Annotated in this window: 4 protein-coding genes and 1 riboswitch; of the genes, 3 read left to right on the forward strand and 1 reads right to left on the reverse strand. The window is 60.9% G+C overall.

All coding sequences use genetic code 11. The features are described from left to right. Nucleotides 1-94: NAD(P)-dependent oxidoreductase (locus EOM25_14780; GenBank protein NCC26442.1), on the reverse strand; the 94-nt coding region annotated here is incomplete at its 3' end. A 178-nt stretch (nt 95-272) separates the two neighbouring features. Between EOM25_14780 and EOM25_14785 the strand changes: the two genes are divergently transcribed. From EOM25_14785 to EOM25_14795, 3 genes are all read left to right on the forward strand, one after another. Then, nucleotides 273-554 (forward strand): type II toxin-antitoxin system Phd/YefM family antitoxin, encoded by a 282-nt coding sequence (locus EOM25_14785; GenBank protein NCC26443.1) that lies wholly within the window; start codon nt 273-275, stop codon nt 552-554. Next, nucleotides 551-841, forward strand: a complete 291-nt coding sequence (locus EOM25_14790; protein ID NCC26444.1) for a type II toxin-antitoxin system RelE/ParE family toxin — start codon at nt 551-553, stop codon at nt 839-841. Before EOM25_14785 ends, EOM25_14790 begins: the two co-directional genes overlap by 4 nt. A 50-nt stretch (nt 842-891) precedes the next feature. Next, nucleotides 892-1,075: riboswitch (cobalamin riboswitch) on the forward strand. A 34-nt stretch (nt 1,076-1,109) separates the two neighbouring features. Beyond that, nucleotides 1,110-1,595 (forward strand): hypothetical protein (locus EOM25_14795; GenBank protein ID NCC26445.1); only part of this gene is annotated, 486 nt, incomplete at its 3' end.

Raw genomic sequence — 1,595 nt, forward strand, 5'->3', positions numbered from 1 at the left:
TCCGGTTCCAGACCGTGAGCGCGTGTCCCTGGTCGATCAATCGTCCGGCAATGGCCCGACCCAGATGGCCGAGGCCGATGAATCCGACGTTCATGGTGGCTCCTCCTGCTTTGATTGGCTTGAAGGGAATTCTGTCAGTTCCAGACTCGTTTCTATGATTGGGCCGTCACGGAGTCAACGAAGGCCGGTTTGCTGATTTGTCAGGCCATGTCCTGGGTCTGTTGACAATACTCTCAGTCGTACAATACTTTGTACTTATGGAGGTATAAAATATGGTCAAGATCCCCGAAATTGTTCCGGTGAGTGATTTCCGGCAAGACGCGGCCGCGGTCCTCAAGAAGTTGCGGTCCGGCACCGGACCGCTGGTGGTCACGCAACGCGGGCGGGCCGTGGCGGTCATGCAGAGCATCGAAGCCTACGAACAGCGCGAGCGGGAATGGGATTTATTGTGCCTGTTGGCGGCCGGAGAGCGGGAGATCGCCGCCGGCCAAGGTCATGGCCTGGATGCGGTGATGGACGAGGCCGAGGCCCTGCTTGGAGACGATCCCTTGTGAACATCGTTTTCACTCCGTCGGCCAGACGGCATTTTCTCGAAGTCCTCGAATACATCCGCCGAGACGACCCGAAAGCAGCCAGAAGATTTCGAGACAAAGCCAAGTCCGTCCTGAGCCGACTGGCCGATTTTCCGGAATCGGGCCGGGCGATTCCCGAATTTTTGGGACTGCCCCATCGCGAAGTTATCGTACGGTCGTATCGGTTTTTTTACCGTATCGTTGACCAGACGGTGTGGATCGTTGCGGTCTGGCATTCGGCTCAATTGCCGGCCGATCCGAAGAATTGAGCGCGATCGGGAATCGTCGGGCCTTCTTGACAGAGGCGCCGACCCGGACCTATCGCTTCACCAATTCGGGTGTTCATGCGGAACTCAAAAGGGAATCCCGTGCAAATCGGGAGCGGACCCGCCGCCGTCAGTCCCCCAAACATCCAGCCCCCTTGCGCGCCACTGGCCTTTCGGCCGGGAAGGCCGGGGCCGGAGGGACGAGCCGGAAGACCTGCCCGAAGCATTCGGTCGCGTGCCGGACAACGGGTATTTGTCCGGGCGGAGGGTGATGAAGAATACGGACATCCCTTTCCCGCGGCAGGGCGGGAAAGGGTTTTTTTTCGCCCTGCTCCGACCGCAACCCTTTCGCGCCGGGAGGTGCAGCATGGAATGGAGCGGAGCATGGACGGGACTCAAAACACTTCTTGTGGCCATGGCCATTTTGGCCGTCATGGCTGGATGGGCCTGGGCCGGACACGGAAAGAGCAAAACAGCCGAGGCAAAGACCGGGATCGTCCTGGTGGCCTTTGGGTCCACCGTGGCCGAGGCCAGGGTGGCGTATGCGGAAATCGAGAAGGCCGTGGCCGCGGCCTGTCCGGGTTTGGAGCGGGTCTGGGCCTATTCCTCGGATCAGGTCCGGACCAAACTGGCCAAGGAAGGCATCGCGGTCCCCTCACCGGCCGAGGCCTTGGCCAGGTTGGCGGCCCGTGGATTCGACCGGGCCGTGGTCCTTCCCCTCATGGTCATTCCGGGCGAGGAGTTCCACGCCCTGGCC

Source organism: Deltaproteobacteria bacterium (genome assembly GCA_009929795.1).
In the GTDB taxonomy this organism is placed as follows: domain Bacteria; phylum Desulfobacterota; class Desulfovibrionia; order Desulfovibrionales; family Desulfomicrobiaceae; genus RZZR01.